Source organism: Sinomonas cellulolyticus (genome assembly GCF_014656475.1).
Classification (GTDB): Bacteria; Actinomycetota; Actinomycetes; order Actinomycetales; family Micrococcaceae; genus Sinomonas; species Sinomonas cellulolyticus.
The window spans coordinates 191131-210879 of the sequence record NZ_BNCM01000004.1; the positions used below are offsets into that span (position 1 = coordinate 191131).

Sequence of the window (19749 nt, forward strand, 5' to 3'; positions counted from 1 at the left end):
TGTCCGCGTCGCCCCACAACCTTTCGGGGCGGTCCACATTAGAGGTACAACGAACCATGGTGACTTACGTCGTCCGGCGCCTCATCACTGCAGCACTGATCCTCCTCGGCGCGTCCTTCCTGGTGTACAACCTCACCGCGCTGTCCGGGGATCCGCTCGAAGAGTTCCGCGCCAGCAATCTCCCCAATGCCGCTCAGCTCATGCAAGCGCGCTCCCAGCTCCTGGATCTGGATACCCCCGCGCCGATCCGCTACTTCAAATGGCTCGGTGGAGCCGCAGGCTGCCTTGTCGGCAACTGCGATCTGGGCAAGACCCTCGTGGGCCAGCCGGTGACTCAAGCGCTCGGCCAGGCACTGCTCCAGACACTGTCACTCGTGACGACGGCAACGATCCTCGCGATCCTCATCGGTGTTGCCCTCGGCATTGTCACGGCGCTGCGGCAGTACAGTGCGCTCGACTACGGCGTCACCTTCATGGCGTTCCTCTTCTTCTCCCTCCCGATCTTCTGGGTGGCCGTCCTCCTCAAGGAATACGGCGCCATTGGCTTCAACAATTTCCTCGCTCATCCCGACATCCCGCTGAGCGTGTCCCTCGGCGTAGGGCTCGTCTTCGGCATCATCGCGGGTGTCGTGACCGGAGGCGGGCTGCGTCGAAGGCTCATCGTGGGCGCCGTCGTGTTCGCGTTCGTCACGCTGGTCCTCGTCGTCGCGGGCCTCACCCAGTGGTTCCGCTATCCAGGCCTCGGTCTGGGCGTCATCCTCATCGCCGGAGTCGGCATCGCCTTCGCGATCACGGTCCTCACGGCTGGGCTGCAGAATCGGCGCGCGCTGTATGCGGGCCTCACCACGGTGCTGATCGGCGCCGTCGTCTACTTCCCGATCCAGCCGCTGCTTGACCTCGCGACGCCGCTGATGATCCTGATCCTCGCGCTCATCGCCGTGGCGGTCGGTGTCGCCGCAGGCTACTTCTGGGGCGGCTACGATCGGGGCCAGGGCATGCGCGTCGGTGGGATCACCGCGTTCGTCGTGGCCTTCATGATCATGCTCGACCGCTTCATGCAGGCGTGGCCCGCCTACTTCGACGACAGCCACATCAGGGGAAGGCCGATCGCGACGATCGGCGCCGCAACCCCCAACCTGCAGGGTGACTTCTGGCTGTCCGGGCTCGACTCCTTCACGCACCTCGTCCTGCCGACGGCGGCGCTCATCCTCATCTCCCTCGCGAGCTACACGCGCTATACCCGCTCCTCGATGCTCGAGGTCATGAACATGGACTACATCCGCACGGCCCGCGCCAAGGGCGTGAGCGAGCGGAGCGTCGTCATGCGCCATGCCTTCCGCAACGCGCTCATCCCCATCGCGACGGTGGTCGCGCTGGACATCGGGCAGCTCATCGGCGGCGCCGTCATCACGGAGACCGTCTTCTCCGTTCGGGGCATGGGCTTCATGTTCCTGGACGGCATCTCCCACGTCGACCCGAACCCGGTCATGGGCGTCTTCGTATGCGTCGCCATCACCGCACTGGCCTTCAATCTCATCGCGGACCTCATCTACTCCGCGCTCGATCCTCGCGTAAGGGTGAAGTGACATGAGCCAGCAGTCTCAGCAGCAAGAGGCCGTGGCAGCCACCGGAACCGCGGCGGGGACAGAGCCGGCCGCCGGCATCGAACCGGTCATCGAGGCCAAGGGCCTGAGCCTCGGGCAGATCGTCCGCAAGCGCTTCTTCGGCCACGCCGGCGCCATGGCGGGCCTCATCGTCTTCGCCGTCATCTTCCTCCTCGCCTTCTCGTCCGAGGGCTGGGGGCCCATTCCGGGATGGTGGAAGTACCAGCACGACCAGGTGACCCCCCTCGTCAACGAAGGCGTCCCGACCTGGACGCTCCCCTTCAGCTTCGGCGACCACCCGTTCGGGCAGGACCGGATCGGCCGCGACCTGTTCGCGATGACGATGCGCGGCGCGCAGCAGTCGATCATCATCATGGTCATCATCGGGCTCGTCGCCGGGATCATCGGCGTCGTGGTCGGTGCGCTCGCCGGCTACTTCCGCGGCTGGGTCGAGGCGGTCCTCATGCGCCTGACCGACATCATCATCATCATCCCCGTGCTGCTCCTGGCCGCGGTCATGTCCCAGACCGCCGGCCGCCGCGACGCCGGCACGTGGTTCGCGCAATTCGCCGCGAGCAACGGCGTGGTCGTGCTCGGCATCTTCCTCGGCCTCGTCGCGTGGGTGGGCCTTGCACGCCTCGTGCGCGGCGAGTTCCTGTCCCTGCGCGAACGCGAGTTCGTGGATGCGGCACGGATCTCGGGTGCCTCCAACGCGCGGATCATCTTCAAGCACATCCTCCCGAACGCGGTCGGCGTCGTGATCGTCAACGGCACGCTGCTGATGTCCTCCGCGATCCTGCTCGAGACCGCCCTGTCCTACCTCGGAGTCGGCGTGAAGGCGCCCGACACGTCGCTGGGCCTCCTCATCTCCCAGAATCAGGAGGCCTTCTCGACGCGGCCGTGGCTCTTCTGGTGGCCCGGCCTGTTCATCGTGCTGATCTGCCTCTGCATCAACTTCATCGGCGACGGCCTCCGCGACGCGTTCGATCCGCGGCAGAAGAAGTTCAACGCGAAGCGGGCCAAGTCGCGGCGTGCCCCAGCGGCCAACCCCGCCGTGATGGCGGACGGAGCGGAGGCCGAGCCGTCCCTCGATGTCGACGGCTCGGTGAGCCCCGTGTCCGGCTACGTCCCGGACAGCGAGGCGTTCGGCGGGGCGCCTGGCCGCGCCGAGGACACCAGCGGCAGGAACCCCTGACGTGCAGCCGAACCCGAGTCTCCGGCCCGGTGCCGGAGCCAGCTCAGGCCGCGAAGGTGACGACCGTGGCGGCCGCGAGCACGAGGCCGAGCGCCAGGATGCCCCACGAGACGGTGCGGGCCACGGGGGTCTCCTCCACCCTGCCCGTCTCCAAGGTGCCGTGGTCAACCTGCTCAGCCCACCGGCGTCGCACGAGGATGGCTGCCTGGCCGGAGACGGTGCTGCCGAGGTCTCCGGGACGGACAGTCCGCTCGGGGCCGTAGCTGGATTCCGGGAGCCCGGTCAGGTGCTCAGGCCGGGCACGCCGCGCGCCCATGGCGCCCGGTCCGGGCGCCGCCCAGGCGGTGAACCGGCCCGCGCCGGTGCCCAGCGTCAGCGCGTACTTCGTGTCGACGAACGCGAGCGCCTCCCACGGCACGCCGATGCGGCGCACCGGGTTCACGAGTTCGACGCCGGCATCGCTCACCACCACGGCGGGGCGCCAGAACAACGCCCAGGCGACCCACGCCATGAGGGCGAGCGGGGACACGAACCGCAGGCCCGGCACGCCGGCCTGGACGAGAGTCACCACGAGGCCCAGACCGGCGAGCACCCAGAGTGCGACCGCCAGCAGCCTGTTGCTGCGGGCCTTGAAGACAACGGTGGGGCCGGCATGCTGCAGAGCGCTCATGCCCCCCATGATGCAGGACGTCGTATGCAAACAAGGATTCCGTCCCCCGAGCAGACCCGCTCGGCCGGGGCGGCGCATGGAAGGAAGCACAAGGATGGCTGAGAACCTCGGCACGGCGGGGCAGCCCCGCCGCCAGGCGAAAGGCCGGGAGGCCAAGAGGGCCAACGGGCTCGGCGCGGACCTGGTCAAGGGCCAGACGGTCCTCGAGGTGAAGGACCTCAGCGTCGACTTCGGCGTCGAGAAGGAATGGGTCCCGGCGGCGATCGGCCTCAACTACGAGGTGAAGGCCGGCGAAGTGCTGGCGATCGTGGGGGAGTCGGGGTCGGGCAAATCCGCCAGCTCGATGGCCCTGCTGGGCCTGCTCCCGTCCAACAGCCGCGTCTCCGGCAGCGTCAGGCTCATGGGCCGGGAGCTCATGGGCAAGGACAGCGCGACCGCGACCCGCAGTGTGCGCGGTGACGACGTCGCCGTCATCTTCCAGGAGCCGATGACCGCGCTGAACCCCGTCTACACGATCGGAAACCAGATCGTGGAGACCATCCGCCTCCACAACCCGATCTCCCCGGACGAGGCGAAGGCCCGCGCCATCACGATGCTCGAGCTCGTCGAGCTGCCGGATCCGGAGAAGGCTTTCAAGTCCTACCCCCACCAGCTCTCGGGCGGCCAGCGCCAGCGCGCCATGATCGCGCAGTCCCTCTCGTGCGACCCGAAGCTGCTCATCGCGGACGAGCCGACCACGGCGCTCGACGTGACGGTCCAGGCCGAGATCCTCGACCTCATGCGACACCTCAAGGACAAGCTCAACTCGGCCGTCATCCTCATCACCCACGACATGGGCGTCGTGGCGGACCTCGCCGACCGCATCGCCGTCATGCGCCGGGGCGTGATCGTGGAGACGGGCACCGCGGAGGAGATCTTCCACCGCCCCCAGCACCCCTACACGCAGGCGCTCCTCGCGGCGGTCCCGCACCTCGGCCAGGGCGGCGAGGGCACCGAGAACGACGTCGACATCACCGCCGCACTGGCGGCGGCAACAGGTGCCGAGCTCGAAGCGGTCGACACCTCGGAGCTGCGGGAGCGCGAGCGGGAGAACGAGCTCGCGCTCGCCCAGGCCGAAGCCGCCGCCTCGCACCGGGGCGACCCCGTCCTGACCCTCAAGGACGTCGCGATCGAGTATCCCAAGCAGGGCCGGGTCGCCGCCTTCCGCGCCGTGGAGGGCGCCAACCTCACGGTGTACCCCGGCCAGGTGGTCGGCCTCGTGGGGGAGTCAGGTTCGGGCAAGACGACGATCGGCCGCGCCGCCGTCGGGCTCCTGCCCGTCGCGGAGGGCTCGCTCAAGGTCACCGGCCGCGAGATCTCGAAGCTGAAGAAGAACTCCAAGGAGCTCCACGGGATCCGCCGCTCAGTGGGCATGGTCTTCCAGGATCCGTCCTCCTCGCTGAATCCCCGCCTGCCGATCGGCGAGTCGATCGGGGAGCCGATGCTCCTGGCCGGGGTCGCGAAGGGAGCCGAGCTGCAGAAGCGGGTCGAGACGCTCCTGGACCAGGTCGAGCTGCCGCGCTCATACCGCAACCGCTACCCGCACGAGCTCTCGGGAGGCCAGAAGCAGCGCGTCGGCATCGCGCGCGCGCTCTCGCTCAAGCCCAAGCTCATGGTCGCGGACGAGCCGACCTCCGCGCTGGACGTGTCCGTCCAGGCCAAGGTCCTCGAGCTGTTCCAGGCTCTCCAGCAGGAGCTCGGCTTCGCGTGCCTGTTCGTCACCCACGACCTCGCCGTGATCGACGTCCTCGCGGACTACATCTGCGTGATGCAGCGCGGCAGGATCGTCGAGCAGGGCAGCCGAGACGCGATCCTCCGGAACCCGCAGGAGGCCTACACGCAGCGGCTGCTCGCTGCAGTGCCGCTGCCCGATCCCGAGAAGCAGCGCGAGCGCCGCGAGCTGCGCGAGCTGCTGCTCGCGAGCGGAATCGACTAGTCCGCGGAGCACGACGACGAGGGGGAACCCGGGCGCCCGGGTTCCCCCTCGTCGTCGTGCTCCCCAGCCCCCCGCCCCCGCTGGGGACTCGCGAGAACCGGGACTGTGATGGGCCCCACGCAGCGGCCGCGCCCGGGAGAGAGTAAAATCGTGATGCTGGCCCTCGACAGGGTCTGTTCCGTTGTGCCTACTGCCCTCCCCCGAGGGGACCGCGCGGGTAGGGCGGACAAGTCGCGAACCCACCCGAATTGAGCCTCACGCGTATGACTGAAACTGTGTCCACCGCTTCCCGTACCGACCTCCGCAACGTCGCCATCGTCGCCCACGTCGACCACGGCAAGACCACGCTGGTCGACGCCATGCTGCGCCAGACGAACTCCTTCGCCGCGCACGGCGAGGTCGAGGACCGCGTGATGGACTCGGGCGACCTCGAACGCGAGAAGGGCATCACCATCCTCGCGAAGAACACCACGGTGCGCTACGCGGGCCCGGCGGCCGCGGAGGTCGGGGAGCCCGAGGGCATCACGATCAACGTGATCGACACCCCGGGCCACGCCGACTTCGGCGGCGAGGTGGAGCGCGGCCTGTCCATGGTGGACGGCGTCGTGCTGCTCGTCGACGCCTCGGAGGGACCCCTCCCGCAGACCCGATTCGTGCTCCGCAAGGCGCTGGCCGCGCACAAGCCGGTCATCCTCGTGGTGAACAAGACCGATCGCCCCGATGCGCGCATCGACGAGGTCGTGGCCGAGTCCATGGACCTCCTCCTCGGCCTTGCCTCGGACCTGGCGGACGAGGTTCCAGACCTCGACCTGGACAAGGTCCTCGACGTCCCCGTCGTGTACGCGGCCGCCAGGGTCGGCGCGGCCTCCCTCGAGCAGCCCGCTGACGGCTCGGCGCCGTCGAATGAGAACCTCGAACCCCTCTTCGAGACCATCCTCAAGCACATCCCGGCGCCGACCTATGATCCCGAGGGCGTTCTCCAGGCCCACGTGACCAACCTCGACGCGTCCCCGTTCCTGGGCCGCCTCGCCCTCCTGCGCATCTACAACGGCACCCTCCGCAAGGGCCAGCAGGTCGCGTGGGCCCGCCACGACGGCTCGCTCAAGACGGTCAAGATCACCGAGCTCCTGGCCACCAAGGCCCTCGACCGGGTCCCCGCGGAGTCGGCGGGGCCGGGCGAGATCGTCGCCGTGGCCGGCATCGAGGACATCACGATCGGCGAGACGCTCACCGATGTGGACAACCCCCAGCCGCTTCCCCTCATCACCGTGGACGATCCCGCGATCTCCATGACTGTGGGCATCAACACCTCGCCGCTCGCGGGCCGGGTCAAGGGCGCCAAGGTCACGGCGCGCCAGGTCAAGGACCGCCTCGACAAGGAGCTCATCGGCAACGTCTCCATCCGGGTCCTGCCCACGGAACGCCCGGATGCGTGGGAGGTACAGGGCCGTGGAGAGCTCGCCCTGGCGATCCTCGTCGAGCAGATGCGCCGCGAAGGCTTCGAGCTCACCGTCGGCAAGCCGCAGGTCGTGACCAAGAAGGTCGACGGCCAGGTGCTCGAGCCGATGGAGCGCATGACGATCGATGTGCCCGAGGAGTACCTCGGTGCCGTCACGCAGCTCCTTGCCGCCCGCAAGGGCCGCATGACCAACATGGCCAACCACGGCACCGGTTGGGTCCGGATGGAGTTCATGGTTCCCTCCCGCGGCCTCATCGGCTTCCGCACCAAGTTCCTCACGGACACCCGCGGCGCCGGCATCGCGGCCTCGATCTCCGAGGGCTACGAGCCGTGGCACGGCGAGATCGAGTACCGCACCAACGGCTCGCTCATCGCGGACCGCGCAGGGGTAGCGACGCCGTTCGCCATGATCAACCTGCAGGAGCGCGGCACCTTCTTCATCCAGCCGACGGCCGAGGTGTACGAGGGCATGATCGTGGGCGAGAACTCCCGCGCCGACGACATGGACGTGAACATCACCAAGGAGAAGAAGCTCACGAACATGCGCTCCTCCACGGCGGACAACTTCGAGGGCCTCACCCCTCCGAGGACGCTCACCCTCGAGGAGTCGCTCGAGTTCGCCCGCGAGGACGAGTGCGTGGAGATCACGCCCGAGGACATCCGCATCCGCAAGGTGATCCTCGACGCGAACGAGCGCCTCAAGGCGGCGCGCAACCGCTCCCGGAGCTAGTCACTGCTGGAGTACGACGGCGGCCGGCGCCTTCCCCGCGGAAGGCGCCGGCCGCCGTCGTACTCGCCGCGGGAAAGCGCGCCGACGCCCTGGAACGGGTGCGCGGGGCTAGTCCGCCGTGGGATCCCGGTGGTGGGCGATCATGAGCGAGGTCGCCTGGCCGTCGGGGTCCGTAGGCATGGCCACGTACTCGTCGACCACCGCGCGGAGCTTGTCCATGAGCTCGTCCCGGTGCTGCTCGTTGAGCTTGAGGCCGAGCCGCCACACCGTGATGTCCTCGGGCGGCAGCGCCGCTGTCTCCTGCACGAAGGTCTCGATGAGGATGGGGGAGACGTCCTCGACGTGCTGGCTCCACGACTTCCGTGTGGCCAGGTACGGCACTTCCTTGGCTCCCCGTGCTCCTCGGCGTTCGGGCTGGGGCTCGAGGAATCCGGTGGCCACGAGGGTGCGGACGTGGTGCAGGCATGTGGCGGGATTGATGCCGAGCAGGTCGGCGATCTCCTTGTTGGTCCGCGAGTGGTGCAGGCACATGCGCAGGATCCTCAGACGCAGCGGGGAACTGAGTGCGCGGCCCTTCGCGGCCTCGTCGGACTCGCTCATGCCCTCACTCTACCGCCGAGTGATTGACACTTCCCAATCACTGGCCGCACACTGGCGGCATGACCACTCCGCGTGCCTCCGAGGTCTCGGTCCGGCCGCTGGTCCGGACCCGCTCGTTCGTCGCCTTCTGGACGGGGCAGGGCATCAGCCAGCTCGGCGTCCAACTGGGGCAGCTCGCCCTGCCGGTGCTCGCCGTGAGCCTGCTCGGGGCGGGGGAGATGGACCTCGGCGTGCTTAACGCCGCCTCGATGGCGGCGTTCCTCATCGTGGGGCTGCCGGCGGGCGCCTGGGTGGACCGATGGCTCAAGCGCGGCACCATGATCCGCGCCGACCTCGTCCGGATGACAGCGATGTCGGCCGTGCCGCTGCTGTGGTGGGCCGGGGCCCTGCAGATGTGGCACCTCTACGTCGTCGCCGCCGTCGTGGGTGTCGCAACCGTATTCTTCGACGTGGCGTACCAGAGCTATATCCCGTTGCTCGTGCAGCGCGCCCAAGTGGCTGATGCCAACGGCAAGCTCGAGGCCACAGCGCAGGTCGCCCGGATGGGCGGTCCCGCGCTGGGCGGGTTCCTGCTCACCCTGGTCAGCGCCCCCGTACTGTTCGCGGCGGAGGCGGGAGGGTACTTGGCCTCTGCGCTCTGTCTCGGCAGGGTCCGTGACTCCGAGAAGAGGCCCGAGCGAACTGCAGGGAGCAGCCTGTGGGCCGAGATCCGGGAGGGCGCAGTCTTCGTGGCACGCCATCCCCTCATCCGCCGTGTGGTTGCCTGCACCGCGCTCAGCAACCTGTTCTCCTCGGTGCTGTGGGTGCTCATGCCGCTCGTGATCCTCCGCGAACTGGCGCTCGGCCCGGTGGGGCTGGGAGTGATGATGTCGATTGGGGCGATCGGCGGACTCCTCGGCGCCCCCGCCGGGCCGCGGCTGGCGCGGTTCGTGGGGGAGGGGCCCCTCCTGCCGCTCGGGCTCCTGCTCGCGGGAGCTGGAATGCTGCTCTTCCCCGCGGCGCTCGCCGTCGGCGGGGGCCCGCTCGCGCTCGTCCTGCTGAGCATCGGCGAGTTCGGCGTGAGCTTCGGAGTGCTCGTCTACAACGTCATGCAGGTGAGCATGCGGCAGCGGGTCTGCCCGCCCCGGCTCCTCGGACGCATGAACGCCTCGATCCGCTGCGTCGTGTGGGGCGTCATGCCGATCGGGTCGCTGCTGGGCGGAGTGCTCGGCGAGCAGCTCGGCGTTGCGCCCGCGCTGTGGATCTCGGTGGTGGGGACGCTGCTCGGCGTGGTGCCTGTGGCGATTGGTCCGTTCTTCCGGATGCGCATGCTGCCCGACGCGGAAGCTGAGTGAGGCTCAGAGGGAGACGGCACCGGCAGCCGCGGTTCCCGCTGCAAGGGGTGCCCCGGTGAGGGCCCAGTGCCCGCGCACGCGTGAGAGGAGACGGTGGGTGGGATCGGTGATGACGAGGTCGGAGAAGGCGGCGTGGACCACCGAGACCTCTTCGGAGCGTGCGGCCCCGGCGCGGGGGGACAGCCGCTCGAGGGGCGCTCCGAGCACCTCGAGCTCCGCGCGGGCACGCCCTACGCCTGCCCTGCGGAAATCCGCCACGGCCGCCTCGATGGTGGCCACTTCGCGCCGGTGGCGAACGCCGTCGGCGTCGGTCCGCTCGAGCAGTGCGGTGAAGCGCGCGCTGGCGCGCACGGCCCCCAGCGCCACGAATCCGAGCGAGGCCAGGACGACCTCGACCTGCAGACAGTCCTGAGCGGTACGGACCGCAACGCTCTCGAAGCGCGGCTCCTCCAGGACCAGCGGGGACAGGGGCGTCTGCGCCAACGCGCCCAGCAGGGACTTCAATGACATGGCAAGCCTCCTTCGGCGGCCACCCCAGCCCAGCCTTAAATCCAATCGATTTATATAATCGTAGGACCGACAGCTTCAGGGCGCAAGGAGCGCGCACTCAGAGCCTCTGGCCTCCAATGGAGCCGACCACCGCGTGGAGTGACGCCTCGAGGAAGCGTGTGACGTCCTCCGCCTCAGCGTCCCGCTCGATCGCGAGGCTGATGAGCGTCTCCTCGGCAAAGGCGACCCAGGCCCGCAGCGCCACCCGGAGCAGCAGCGCGTCCGCCATGCCCAGTTCGACGAGAGCCTCGCGCAGGCGCTGCGCGTTCAGCTCGCGGGACTCGTCGATGATCGTGCGCACTGCCGGGTCCCCGCTCGCCGTGCCCCGCACGAGGGAGTAGAAGGTGCCCTGATGCTGCTGCACGAACTGCGTGGTCCTGAGCAGCGTGTCCCGGATCCGCTCCCGTGGAGCCAGCTCCTGCCGGGGTGCGGTCGCGTCGAGGAGGCTGTCGCGCGCTCGTGTGACCACTGCCTGCTGCATGCCCTGACGAGTGTCGAAGTAGTGGAACACGAGGGCACGCGAGACACCGGCCAGGCGGGCGAGCTCGTCCATCGTCAGATCGTCCAGTCTGTGGTCGGTCAGGAAGTTCACCCCGGCCGCGACGAGCTGCGCCCTCCGGTCCTGAGGGCTGAGGCGGGCGCGCTGGAGTCCGGACACATGAGAAGTCTACTGATCGGCAGGGTGTCCTCCCTCAGACTATTGACTGGCAGTCAACAGTTCAATAGTCTCGACGGTGTTGCCGCCGCCCCAGGCGGCTCCCCAGTCAGGAGGATCAATGAAGTTCCCCGTCTCACAGCGCGTCCGGGCCATGAGCACGTCCCGGGCAGGCCGCATCACTCTCGCTGCTGTGCCGACCGCCGTCGCGGCGGCGGTCCTGATGGGCGGCGTCGCCGAGGGAGCCGTTCCGGTCTCGTTCGCCGTCTCCGGCAGCCAGTTCAAGATCAGCGCCGACAAACTCGACGGCTCCGGATTCTCGCAGTACGCCGGAGTGGCCAAGGATGCCTCGGGTTCTGCCAACCCGGTCGCGATCGCGAACATCAAGAGCGCGAGCCTTGCGAACCTGTGCCAGTCCGTGGTTACGCAGACCCCCATGGGGACGGTAGGCCTGCTGATCCACGCCGGCGGCGGCAACAGCCCTGCCACGGCGTCGGACCTGCAGATCGGCATGACGGGGCTCCAGGGTGACGCGTCCTTCTCCAATATCCGCATCGGCGTCGATGCCTCGACCGTCAACACGGCGGCAAAGGGCGCGGCGGGTGACTTCGCCCAGGATGCCGACACAGTGACGATCGGCGGTCTGAAGCAGACGGCGTGGAGCACGCAGGCCTCGGTATTCAACCTCTCCGGCATGAAGCTGGAACTGACGAACGGCACGGAATGCTTCTGAGCAGTGAAACGGCGGTGACGGCCCAGAACCCGGTTCTGGCGCCGTCGCCGGGCCCACGGGAGAACAGGCGAGCCGCAGGATTCACGCACTGGCGGCGGCAGAGGCCGTTCGTCGGCGGGATCCTGAGTGCCGCGGGCGGAGTGGAGATGTTCTTCTCCGGGCAGCTCGACATCGGCAACATCCACGTCCAGCTGGGCATCGAAGGGCTGCAGTCGACCCTGATCCCCATCCTGCTGGTGCTCTTGGGCGTCCTGGCGATCGCGTCGCCGGCCCAGCGCGTGTTCTATGGCGTGCTGACCCTCGCGGTGGGTGTCTACTCCCTCGTGGGGGTGAATCTGGGCGGATTCCTCATCGGCATGCTCCTCGCCTGCACGGGTGGTGTTCTCGTGGTGGCATGGATGGGTCCGCGGGACACGGCACGGCGAAAGAGGGCGGCGTGAGTCCACGCCGCGCGCGCAGGATGGCGGCCGTCGCGGCCGGTGCGCTGCTCACCGTGCCCTTCACCCTCGGGGCGGCGCGGGCACCGGCGAGCGTCCCCGCCGACCTCTGTGTCCCGCTGATCACGGCCTGCCCGGCGCCGAGCCCCACGCCCACGCCCTCCGTCCCGGGTGCGGGCACCCCGGGCGTGGGGCTCCCCGCCGACCCGGCACCCGTTCCCACGCTGCCAGGCTCACTGCTGCCCGGGCTCGGTGCCACCCCCAGCGTGCCGGCGCTGCCCGGGGATCCGTCGACGGCCATCCCGTCGCCGAGTGCGACCCCGGATCCCACGTCGAGCACACCCGTGCCCGCGCCTCGGGACAGCGGCACGACCTACTACACGAAGACCCCGGCGTCCATGGGCTCCAAGGCCCTGTCATTCACTGGGCTGGTGACGATCACTGTTGTCACCCTGCCGACCGTCGACGGAAGCGGGATCCGGGTGCTGAAGATGACCGCGGACTCTGTCACGGTCACGGGATTCTCGCTCACGGTGCGCCAGCCCAACGGACCGGGCCTGGTGACGTCCGCGGACACGATGACCCTCCGGGGACACGTGAACGTCTACGTGGGCTCGATCACCGCCACGACCATCGGGGGCCAGAGCCTCAGCATCGGAACCGACACGCCCCCGCCACTGGACACGGTCGCACCGGGCCTCGCGAACGTCACGATGGGCCTCGTGGGCTCCACCGCGGACTCCATCACCTACGTCAACACCAACCAGCGGATGGTGCAGCCCTAGCCCTCCGGCTGTCGCCGCCCCCGCGGTGCCCGCGCCGCCGGCGGGGGAGGAACCGGCTTCGCCGCCACCACCGTCTCGAGGCGCACGATGGCGTCGCCGCGCCTCGTGCGCACGGTGACCGTCCCGGCGTCGCGTGCCACGAGATCGCCGAGGGCGTCGGTGAAGCCGCCGTCGATCCGGCTCCGGACGACGACGCGCGTGCCGAGCGGCAGGGAGCTCAGGAGGTGGGCCGGCGAGGAAGGCACGCTCCATGGTAGGCCTGCCCTCTCCGCGGCCGCGTGTGACGTTGGAGTGGCGCGCGGAGCCGGGGGGATAATAGGCTCAATCGGCCCGCAGGAACGTGGAAGAGGGAGTGGCACCGTGACATACGTGATCGCACAGCCGTGCGTGGATGTGAAGGACAAGGCCTGCGTCGAGGAATGCCCCGTCGACTGCATCTACGAGGGCGAGCGGTCGCTGTACATCCACCCGGACGAGTGCGTCGACTGCGGCGCCTGCGAGCCCGTGTGCCCGGTCGAGGCGATCTACTACGAGGACGACGTGCCTGAGGAGTGGAGCGACTACTACAAGGCCAACGTCGAGTTCTTCGACGACCTCGGCTCCCCGGGAGGTGCCGCCAAGCTGGGCAACACCCACAAGGACCACCCACTCGTCGCCGCGCTGCCCCCGCAGGTTCCGGCCAGCTGAGCGTGGAAGGGTCCCAGCACGCCACGGCCCGGGGGTTCGGCCTCGACCTTCCCGACTACCCGTGGGAAGCCATGGCGCCGTACGCGGCCGCGGCCGCGCGACACCCCGGAGGGGTTGTCAACCTCTCCATCGGCACCCCGGTGGATCCCACCCCCGAGGTGGTCCAGGAGGCACTGCGCGCCGCGGCGGATGCCCATGGCTACCCCACGGTGCACGGCACTTCGGCGCTCCGCGAGGCCGTCGTCGAATGGTACGCGCGCCGGCGCGGCGTGACCGGCCTCGACGAGCAGTCGGTCATGCCCACGGTCGGCTCCAAGGAGCTCGTGGCGTGGCTGCCGTTCCTCCTTGGCCTGCGCCAGGGCGACGTCGTGGTCCGTCCCAGCGTCGCGTACCCCACCTACGACATGGGCGCGCGCCTCGCCGGTGCGACGGCCGTCGGTGCCGACAGCCTCGACGAACTCGACGACGACACCCTCGCCCGGGTGCGCCTCGTGTGGGTCAACTCTCCCGGGAACCCGACGGGGGCGGTGAGCGACGCGGAGCAGCTGCGCGCCGTCGTCGACCGCGCACGTTCCCTCGGTGCGGTTGTTGCCTCCGACGAGTGCTATGCCGAACTCGGCTGGGGTGCGTGGGATGCGCAGCGGGGTGGCGAGACGGTGCCCTCGGTGCTGGATCCCCGCGTGAGCGGCCGCGACTTCACCGGCCTGCTGAGCGTCTACTCGCTGAGCAAGCAGTCGAACGTCGCCGGATACCGGGCGGCGTTCGTCGCCGGTGCGCCCGAGCTCATGCCGAACCTCGTCAACAGCCGCAAGCACGCGGGCATGATCATGCCCTACCCAGTGCAGGAGGCCATGCGGGCTGCGCTCGGCGACGAGGCACATGTGCTCGCCCAGAAGGACCTCTACCGTGCCCGCAGGGAGCGGCTCCTGCCGGCCCTCGAGGCCTTCGGGCTCACTCTCTCGCACTCCGAGGCGGGGCTGTACCTGTGGTGCACGGCGGGAGAGGACACCTGGACCACAGTGGGCCGGCTCGCCGAGCTGGGCATCGTCGTCGGCCCCGGAGTGTTCTACGGCGAGGCGGGCCAGGGATACGTGCGTGTGGCCCTCACCGGCACCGACGAACGGATCGACGCCGCTGTGGAGCGGCTCACGGCCCGATAGCCGGGCCATCCCGGCCGGCTCTCCGGAGGTCCCCCGAGGCGACTCGGGACGTCCGGTATCGATTTAGTCACGCACGCGAACTCGGAGTAGCGTATGAGCGTTGCGAGCTACCCATTGAAGGGGAACCATGTCTGAGACGAACGGCGCTGTCCTGCGTCACGAAGGGGGAGAGCTCCAGCTTCCCCGCATCGCGGCTGTCGAGGGGAACGACGGCTATGACGTTTCGAAGCTGCTGAAGGAGACCGGTGCCGTCACCTTCGACCCCGGCTTCATGAACACCGCCGCCACCACGTCGGCGATCACCTTCATCGACGGCGATGAGGGCATCCTGCGGTACCGCGGCTACCCCATCGAGCAGCTGGCGCAGCACTCGAGCTTCCTCGAGGTCTCCTACCTCCTCATCTACGGGAACCTGCCCACGGGCGCCGAGCTCGAGGCGTTCGATCAGAAGATCCGGCGCCACACCCTCCTGCACGAGGAGCTCAAGAGCTTCTTCGCCGGGTTCCCGCGGGACGCACACCCGATGCCCGTCCTGTCCTCGGCAGTGTCGGCGCTGTCCACGTTCTACCAGGACTCGCTCGACCCCTTCAACGAGGAGCAGGTGGAGCTCTCCACCATCCGCCTCATGGCCAAGCTCCCGGTCATCGCCGCCTACGCGCACAAGAAGTCGATTGGGCAGGCCCTCCTCTATCCGGACAACTCCATGAACCTCGTGGAGAACTTCCTGCGCCTCTCCTTCGGCCTCCCGGCCGAGCCCTACGAGCTCGACCCGCTCGTGGTGAAGGCGCTCGACACGCTCCTGATCCTGCATGCCGACCACGAGCAGAACTGCTCGACCTCGACGGTGCGCCTCGTCGGCTCGGCCAATGCGAACATGTTCGCGTCCGTCTCGGCGGGCATCAATGCCCTCTTCGGTCCGCTGCACGGCGGGGCCAACGAGGCCGTGCTGAACATGCTCCGCCGCATCCAGGCCGACGGCATCAAGCCTGAGGACTTCATGGAGAAGGTCAAGAACAAGGAAGACGGCGTCCGGCTCATGGGGTTCGGGCACCGCGTCTACAAGAACTACGACCCGCGGGCCAAGATCATCAAGGCCACGGCGCACGAGATCCTCGGCAAGCTCGGCGGCAACGACGAGCTGCTCGAGATCGCCATGCGCCTCGAGGAGAAGGCCCTCGCGGACGAGTACTTCATCCAGCGCAAGCTGTACCCGAACGTCGACTTCTACACGGGCCTCATCTACAAGGCGATGGGCTTCCCCGAGAAGATGTTCACGGTCCTCTTCGCGATCGGGCGGCTCCCGGGCTGGATCGCCCAGTGGCGCGAGATGATCAAGGACCCGCAGACCAAGATCGGGCGGCCCCGCCAGCTCTACGTCGGCGAGGAGAAGCGGGACTACCCCGCGCGCTGACCCTCCTCCTGTGAGGACGACGACGGCCGGTGCCTTCCGCTGCGGAAGGCACCGGCCGTCGTCGTCCCCGGACTGATCCGGGCGCACTCCCGCTCAGGCGTCCTGGTAGCCCATCGGGTTGTTCTTCTGCCAGCGCCAGTGGTCCTCGCACATCTGGTCCACGCTCCTGGTGGTGGACCAGCCGAGGTCTGCGAGGGCCTTGGAGGGGCCCGCCCAGAAGGCGGGGAGGTCGCCGGGGCGGCGAGGGGCGATCTCGTAGGGGATCGGCGAGCCCACGGCCTTCTCGAAGGCGTGAAGCATCTCGAGGACGCTCGTGCCTGTGCCGGAGCCCAGGTTCCACCGGTAGACGCCCTCGTGGCCCTGAAGGTACTCCAGCGCCGCGGCGTGGCCCTCGGCCAGGTCGACGACGTGGATGAAGTCCCGCTGGCAGGTTCCGTCGGGCGTGGGGTAGTCCCCGCCGAAGACCATGAGCTTCTCGCGTCGGCCCACCGCGACCTGGGCGATGAAGGGGACGAGGTTGTTGGGGATGCCCTGCGGGTCCTCTCCGATGCGGCCGGACGGGTGGGCACCGACGGGGTTGAAGTAGCGCAGCAGTGCTATGCGCCAGGACGGGTCAGAGGCGCCGAGGTCGCTGAGGATGTCCTCGATCTGCTCCTTGGTGCGCCCATACGGGTTCATGGCCCCGATCTCCATCTTCTCGATGTAGGGGGCGGGATTGTGGTCGCCGTACACGGTGGCGGAGGAGGAGAAGACGATGGTGCGGACGGCGTGGCGCTCCATGACACGCAGGAGCGCGATGGTGCCGGTGACGTTGTTGAAGTAGTAGTCCAGCGGGATGCGTGCGGACTCACCGACGGCTTTGAGCCCGGCGAAGTGGATGACGGCTTCCGGCGAGTGATCGGAGAAGACCGCGTCGAGGGCGGCCTCGTCCGTGATGTCTGCCTTGACGAAGGTCGCCTCGCGTCCCGCGAGCTCGCCCACGCGCCGCAGCGACTCGGGGCTGGAATTGGAGAGGTTGTCGACGGCGACGACGTCATGGCCGGCGCTCAGGAGGGTCAGGACCGTGTGGGAACCGATGTAGCCGGTGCCGCCGGTGACGAGGATTCGCATGGCCTTCATCCTATCGACCGCTCCGGCCGCCCGGCGCTTTAGGACTACCAGCACAGGTGTGCTAGAGAGGGGGTGTGCCCAGAATGGTGGACGCGGCCCAGCGCCGCCAGGAGGTTGTGGACTCGGTCAAGCGGATCGTCGTCGCGGACGGCCTCGAGCGGGTCTCGCTGCGGGAGGTGGCTGCGGAGGCCGGGCTCGTCGTCGGCTCAGTCCGGCACTACTTCGCCTCCTCCACGGAGCTGCTCGTGTTCGCGTTCGAGTCGGTGGTCGACGCCGTGCTGGAGCGGCTCCGCGCGGCGGCAGGAACGGCGGCACCAGGCACCCATGACGGCGTTGTGGCACAGCTGAGCCAGCTCCTGCCGCTCGACGAGGAGCGCGCCGTCGACCTCTGCGTGTGGACAGAGTTCAAGCTCGCCGCCCGCACCCGGCCCGAGCTCGAGCCCACTGCGGAGCGCAGCCACCGAGCCGTCGCGGCCGCGGTCGGGCAGATGCTCTCCGCGCTGAGGCCGGCGCTCGGTGCGGCGGACCTCGTCATCGAGGCGGAGCGCCTCCTCGCCACTGTGGAGGGGCTCGGCCTCCATGCCATGCTGCAGGGGCGCTGGCTCGACGCCCAGCTCTGCCGCGAGGTGCTCGCCGCCCAGGTCCGGGGCGCAGGGAAGGCCGGGATCTGAAATGCAGCTGGGGGAATACACTGGGAGAAGACCGGCAAGGAAGCGAATCGACTGATGCACCACATTGGCGGGCCCGGCTGGCGAGTCACCATGGACACGTCCGGCCCCATGCTCCTGGCGCTCTACCTGAAGGATCACGCGGGGCTCAACGGTGCGGGCATGCCGCCGGTCACTCCCGCGAACCCAAGGGTCCGTGAGGCGGACCACCACCAGATCACCCAGCACGTGGGCGGTGTTCCCGCACTGCGGCGGGAGTGGGAGGCGTGGTGGCAGCACCTCATCGAGAACCATCCCGAGATGAGCCCTGCCGTGGAGCCGCCGTCCTTCCCGGCCTTCGGCCAGGCCCCGGCGCTCCAGCGCTCGCTCCAGGCCCACTTCGGCGCCGCCCTCACCTGGGCGCGCGAACGCCGCGCGGAGTATGAGCGCCTCGAGAAGGAGCGGGAGGCCTCAGGTGCCACGGACCTCCTGCGGGAGATCGTCGAGGAGCGCCAGCTCGAGGTCGGCTCATCGGCCCGGGACTTCACCCTCACGATCATCGAGCTCCCGCTGTGCGAGGACCGCGCCTGGCTCGTGAACGCCGACAAGGTGATCATGAGCCAGAGCCTCCTGGCGGACAAGGAAGCGTTCCGGAGCTACCTCAAGCCAGTCGTCGAGCTGCTCATCTGACGCATGGCAACCGTCCTCGTGGCCGCCATGCCGTTCGCCGGCCACGTCAACCCGTTAGCCGCCCTCTCCGCCGCACTCGTGGGGCGCGGACACGACGTCGTGGCCTACACCGGGAGGAAGTACGCGCAGCGGTTCGAGGAGGCCGGCGCGCGCGTCTGGCTGTGGAGCGAAGCCCCGGACTTCGACGACCTTGCGATCGGCGAGACGTTTCCCGCCATCGGCCGCGGGCGCGGCCTCCGGGCCATCGTGGCCAACATGCGCGAGCTGTTCATCGGCACCGCTGCGGCCCAAGCGCACGACGTCGCGCGGCTGGCTTCCGATGTCCGGCCCGACGCGGTGGTGGCCGACTGCCTGTGCCTCGGCCCGGGCCTCTGGGCCGAGCGCGAGGGCGTGCCCTGGGCCGGCGTCTCCCTCGTCCCCCTCAGCGCCCACAACCCGTGGGGGCCGCCAGCGGGATCGCCGTTCCTGCCGGCGCGCAGCCGACCCGCGGCCTTGCGCAACCGGGTCCTGGCGGCGGCGATGTCCGCTGGTCCGGGGGAAGCGGTGCGGGGCCTGGTGAACCGGCAGCGCTCCGCCCTCGGGCTGGGGCCGACCCGCCGGCCCGGTCTCGACTCGGCGTACTCGGAGCGGCTGACGATCGCCCAGGGGATCCCAGAGCTCGAGTATCCGCGGCCGGAGCCGGTCCCCGGCGTCGAGCTCATCGGCCAGCTCGTGCCTCCGTCTGCTGGCCCGCTGCCGGCATGGTGGGGCCGGTGGCCCGCGGGGGGCGCCGCTGGTCCACGTGACCCAGGGAACGCTCAACGTGGATCCCACCGAGCTTCTGCTCCCCGCTCTGGCAGGGCTCACTCGCGGCGCGGAGGCAGCCATGGGCGACGGCCCGTCGTCGTGCTCGCGACGGGCGGCGGCGTGGGACTCGGGGACATGCCCGCCGGTGCGTTCGCGACCGACTTCCTCCCCTACGCGCGGATCCTCGAGGACCTGGACGCCGTCGTGAGCAATGGCGGATACGGGACGGTGCTCGCCGCGCTCGGCGCCGGCGTGCCCCTCGTCATCGCCGGCAGCGCGATCGACAAGCCGGACATCGCCCGTCGTGTGGCCTGGGCCGGCGCTGGGATAGACCTCGGGACTGGGCGGCCCACGCCCTCCCAGGTGCGCGATGCCGTCGCCAGGGTCCTCGGGGACCCGGCCTACCGGCGTCGTGCACGCGAGCTCGGCGTGTCCATGCGGGCAGCTGGAGGTACGGCTCGTTCTGTGGACCTCATCGAGACTCGCCTCCTGGGTGCCTGACGGACGATCTCGAGGCCAGGGCTCCCGGGAG

The 19749-nt window shown here is 69.3% G+C and carries 20 protein-coding genes; 14 read left to right on the forward strand and 6 right to left on the reverse strand.

Features of this window, described 5'->3' with window-relative positions; all coding sequences use genetic code 11:
* Window positions 1-56: 56 nt before the first annotated feature.
* Both IE231_RS06770 and IE231_RS06775 read left to right on the forward strand, forming a co-directional pair.
* The gene (locus IE231_RS06770) at window positions 57-1586 is read left to right on the forward strand and encodes an ABC transporter permease (RefSeq protein WP_189693175.1); all 1530 of its coding nucleotides are present in this window, start codon (window positions 57-59) and stop codon (window positions 1584-1586) included.
* A gap of 1 nt (window position 1587) precedes the next feature.
* Window positions 1588-2799 (forward strand): ABC transporter permease, encoded by a 1212-nt coding sequence (locus tag IE231_RS06775; protein ID WP_189693176.1) that lies wholly within the window; start codon window positions 1588-1590, stop codon window positions 2797-2799.
* A gap of 43 nt (window positions 2800-2842) precedes the next feature.
* Here IE231_RS06775 and IE231_RS06780 read toward each other — a convergent pair whose 3' ends face one another.
* Window positions 2843-3469, reverse strand: a complete 627-nt coding sequence (locus tag IE231_RS06780) for a PH domain-containing protein (protein WP_189693177.1) — start codon at window positions 3467-3469, stop codon at window positions 2843-2845.
* 94 nt (window positions 3470-3563) lie between these two features.
* Between IE231_RS06780 and IE231_RS06785 the strand changes: the two genes are divergently transcribed.
* Both IE231_RS06785 and typA read left to right on the forward strand, forming a co-directional pair.
* A complete protein-coding gene (locus tag IE231_RS06785; protein ID WP_189693178.1) occupies window positions 3564-5444 on the forward strand; it encodes an ABC transporter ATP-binding protein in 1881 nt (626 codons plus the stop codon).
* A 263-nt stretch (window positions 5445-5707) separates the two neighbouring features.
* The gene (gene typA / locus IE231_RS06790; RefSeq protein WP_189693179.1) at window positions 5708-7633 is read left to right on the forward strand and encodes a translational GTPase TypA; all 1926 of its coding nucleotides are present in this window, start codon (window positions 5708-5710) and stop codon (window positions 7631-7633) included.
* Window positions 7634-7741: 108 nt separating this feature from the next.
* Here the strand turns inward: typA and IE231_RS06795 are convergent, their stop codons facing one another.
* Entirely contained in the window at window positions 7742-8233 is a 492-nt protein-coding gene (locus IE231_RS06795) for an ArsR/SmtB family transcription factor (RefSeq protein WP_189693180.1), read from the reverse strand.
* 59 nt (window positions 8234-8292) lie between these two features.
* Between IE231_RS06795 and IE231_RS06800 the strand changes: the two genes are divergently transcribed.
* Window positions 8293-9567, forward strand: a complete 1275-nt coding sequence (locus IE231_RS06800; protein ID WP_189693181.1) for an MFS transporter — start codon at window positions 8293-8295, stop codon at window positions 9565-9567.
* 3 nt (window positions 9568-9570) lie between these two features.
* Here IE231_RS06800 and IE231_RS06805 read toward each other — a convergent pair whose 3' ends face one another.
* Both IE231_RS06805 and IE231_RS06810 read right to left on the reverse strand, forming a co-directional pair.
* Window positions 9571-10077 carry a hypothetical protein gene (locus tag IE231_RS06805; protein ID WP_189693182.1) on the reverse strand — a complete coding sequence of 169 codons (507 nt, stop codon included), beginning with the start codon at window positions 10075-10077 and terminating at the stop codon, window positions 9571-9573.
* A 97-nt stretch (window positions 10078-10174) separates the two neighbouring features.
* Window positions 10175-10774, reverse strand: coding sequence for a TetR/AcrR family transcriptional regulator (locus IE231_RS06810; protein ID WP_189693183.1), 600 nt, complete (start codon window positions 10772-10774; stop codon window positions 10175-10177).
* 118 nt (window positions 10775-10892) lie between these two features.
* Here IE231_RS06810 and IE231_RS06815 point away from each other — a divergent pair, with 118 nt between their 5' ends.
* The 3 genes from IE231_RS06815 to IE231_RS06825 are packed head-to-tail and all read left to right on the forward strand — an operon-like array spanning window position 10893 to window position 12726.
* Window positions 10893-11504 (forward strand): DUF6230 family protein, encoded by a 612-nt coding sequence (locus IE231_RS06815; protein ID WP_189693184.1) that lies wholly within the window; start codon window positions 10893-10895, stop codon window positions 11502-11504.
* Between the two features lie 14 nt (window positions 11505-11518).
* A complete protein-coding gene (locus IE231_RS06820) occupies window positions 11519-11944 on the forward strand; it encodes a DUF6114 domain-containing protein (protein WP_229866546.1) in 426 nt (141 codons plus the stop codon).
* Window positions 11941-12726, forward strand: coding sequence for a hypothetical protein (locus IE231_RS06825; RefSeq protein WP_189693185.1), 786 nt, complete (start codon window positions 11941-11943; stop codon window positions 12724-12726). Before IE231_RS06820 ends, IE231_RS06825 begins: the two co-directional genes overlap by 4 nt.
* On the opposite strand, the gene IE231_RS06830 is transcribed toward IE231_RS06825, so the two are convergent.
* Window positions 12723-12971 (reverse strand): putative acetyltransferase, encoded by a 249-nt coding sequence (locus tag IE231_RS06830; protein ID WP_189693186.1) that lies wholly within the window; start codon window positions 12969-12971, stop codon window positions 12723-12725. The two genes, IE231_RS06825 and IE231_RS06830, sit on opposite strands and share 4 nt — an antisense overlap.
* 115 nt (window positions 12972-13086) lie before the next feature.
* Between IE231_RS06830 and fdxA the strand changes: the two genes are divergently transcribed.
* The 3 genes from fdxA (at window position 13087) to IE231_RS06845 (ending at window position 15984) form a co-directional block, all read left to right on the forward strand.
* The gene (fdxA, locus tag IE231_RS06835; protein WP_189693187.1) at window positions 13087-13413 is read left to right on the forward strand and encodes a ferredoxin; all 327 of its coding nucleotides are present in this window, start codon (window positions 13087-13089) and stop codon (window positions 13411-13413) included.
* Between the two features lie 2 nt (window positions 13414-13415).
* Window positions 13416-14573, forward strand: a complete 1158-nt coding sequence (dapC, locus tag IE231_RS06840; RefSeq protein ID WP_255429971.1) for a succinyldiaminopimelate transaminase — start codon at window positions 13416-13418, stop codon at window positions 14571-14573.
* A gap of 127 nt (window positions 14574-14700) precedes the next feature.
* Window positions 14701-15984 carry a citrate synthase gene (locus IE231_RS06845; RefSeq protein ID WP_189693188.1) on the forward strand — a complete coding sequence of 428 codons (1284 nt, stop codon included), beginning with the start codon at window positions 14701-14703 and terminating at the stop codon, window positions 15982-15984.
* A gap of 93 nt (window positions 15985-16077) precedes the next feature.
* On the opposite strand, the gene galE is transcribed toward IE231_RS06845, so the two are convergent.
* Window positions 16078-17094, reverse strand: a complete 1017-nt coding sequence (galE, locus tag IE231_RS06850) for a UDP-glucose 4-epimerase GalE (RefSeq protein ID WP_189693189.1) — start codon at window positions 17092-17094, stop codon at window positions 16078-16080.
* Between the two features lie 83 nt (window positions 17095-17177).
* On the opposite strand from galE, the gene IE231_RS06855 reads away from it, so the two are divergent.
* From IE231_RS06855 to IE231_RS06865, 3 genes are read left to right on the forward strand one after another with little or no spacing between them, the layout of a single operon-like run.
* A complete protein-coding gene (locus IE231_RS06855; RefSeq protein ID WP_236662700.1) occupies window positions 17178-17765 on the forward strand; it encodes a TetR/AcrR family transcriptional regulator in 588 nt (195 codons plus the stop codon).
* Between the two features lie 54 nt (window positions 17766-17819).
* Window positions 17820-18431: a hypothetical protein gene (locus IE231_RS06860; RefSeq protein ID WP_189693191.1), complete on the forward strand. Its 612-nt coding sequence runs from the start codon at window positions 17820-17822 to the stop codon at window positions 18429-18431.
* Window positions 18432-18434: 3 nt separating this feature from the next.
* On the forward strand, window positions 18435-19718 hold the full coding sequence (locus IE231_RS06865) for a glycosyltransferase (RefSeq protein WP_189693192.1): 1284 nt from the start codon (window positions 18435-18437) through the stop codon (window positions 19716-19718).
* The last annotated feature ends 31 nt before the right edge of the window (window positions 19719-19749 follow it).

Bases quoted from the DNA above. Each gene is read 5' to 3' on its own strand.
- IE231_RS06770 (WP_189693175.1), top strand. From the start codon at position 57: ATGGTGACTTACGTCGTCCGGCGCCTCATCACTGCAGCACTGATCCTC.
- IE231_RS06775 (WP_189693176.1), top strand. From the start codon at position 1,588: ATGAGCCAGCAGTCTCAGCAGCAAGAGGCCGTGGCAGCCACCGGAACC.
- IE231_RS06780 (WP_189693177.1), bottom strand. From the start codon at position 3,469: ATGAGCGCTCTGCAGCATGCCGGCCCCACCGTTGTCTTCAAGGCCCGC.
- IE231_RS06785 (WP_189693178.1), top strand. From the start codon at position 3,564: ATGGCTGAGAACCTCGGCACGGCGGGGCAGCCCCGCCGCCAGGCGAAA.
- typA (WP_189693179.1), top strand. From the start codon at position 5,708: ATGACTGAAACTGTGTCCACCGCTTCCCGTACCGACCTCCGCAACGTC.
- IE231_RS06795 (WP_189693180.1), bottom strand. From the start codon at position 8,233: ATGAGCGAGTCCGACGAGGCCGCGAAGGGCCGCGCACTCAGTTCCCCG.
- IE231_RS06800 (WP_189693181.1), top strand. From the start codon at position 8,293: ATGACCACTCCGCGTGCCTCCGAGGTCTCGGTCCGGCCGCTGGTCCGG.
- IE231_RS06805 (WP_189693182.1), bottom strand. From the start codon at position 10,077: ATGTCATTGAAGTCCCTGCTGGGCGCGTTGGCGCAGACGCCCCTGTCC.
- IE231_RS06815 (WP_189693184.1), top strand. From the start codon at position 10,893: ATGAAGTTCCCCGTCTCACAGCGCGTCCGGGCCATGAGCACGTCCCGG.
- IE231_RS06845 (WP_189693188.1), top strand. From the start codon at position 14,701: ATGTCTGAGACGAACGGCGCTGTCCTGCGTCACGAAGGGGGAGAGCTC.
- galE (WP_189693189.1), bottom strand. From the start codon at position 17,094: ATGCGAATCCTCGTCACCGGCGGCACCGGCTACATCGGTTCCCACACG.
- IE231_RS06855 (WP_236662700.1), top strand. From the start codon at position 17,178: ATGGTGGACGCGGCCCAGCGCCGCCAGGAGGTTGTGGACTCGGTCAAG.
- IE231_RS06860 (WP_189693191.1), top strand. From the start codon at position 17,820: ATGCACCACATTGGCGGGCCCGGCTGGCGAGTCACCATGGACACGTCC.
- IE231_RS06865 (WP_189693192.1), top strand. From the start codon at position 18,435: ATGGCAACCGTCCTCGTGGCCGCCATGCCGTTCGCCGGCCACGTCAAC.